The organism is Mesorhizobium sp. M4A.F.Ca.ET.020.02.1.1 (genome assembly GCF_004022645.1).
GTDB lineage: Bacteria > Pseudomonadota > Alphaproteobacteria > Rhizobiales > Rhizobiaceae > Mesorhizobium.
This window is the reverse complement of sequence record NZ_RZOI01001385.1, coordinates 1-468: the sequence shown is the minus strand read 5'-3', so window position 1 is coordinate 468 and position 468 is coordinate 1. Positions and strand designations below refer to the sequence as shown.

Below are 468 nucleotides of genomic sequence, written 5' to 3'. Positions count from 1 at the left end.
GGATGGAAACGGTCGGCACGCTGGCCGAGGAACTGTTTCTCCTGCAGACGCTGGGCGACGACCGCGCCGTGCGCGAGGTCTATGTCGCTGGCCGGCCGGTCAAGAGCACGATCGCGATCTAGCATTCCGGCTTGACCCCACGGCAACCATCGGCCAAAGCGTGCGGCGACATTGACAGGGGAACGACATGGCCGTTGCCGACGACATCGCTCTGATCAAGAAACAGGAGGCCACGCTGGTCTTCCCCGGCTTCGACGAGGCCGTCGCCTTCGAGGTCGGCGCGGCGATCCGCAAGCGCGCGCTGGCCGAGAACCTGCCGATCATCGTCGACATCAGGACCTTCGACCGGCCGCTGTTCTACGCCGCGATGCCGGGTTCGAACGCCTCCAATCCCGACTGGGCGCGACGCAAGATCAATGTGGTGAAGCGGTTCCTGAAAAGCACCTACCGCATGGTGCTGGAGCTGTC

General features: G+C 64.5%; 1 protein-coding gene. It reads left to right on the top strand.

Annotated elements, in window-relative coordinates; all coding sequences use genetic code 11:
- Positions 1-187: 187 nt before the first annotated feature.
- The coding region (locus tag EN742_RS37275; RefSeq protein WP_189375784.1) for a heme-binding protein at positions 188-468 on the top strand (281 nt) is incomplete at its 3' end.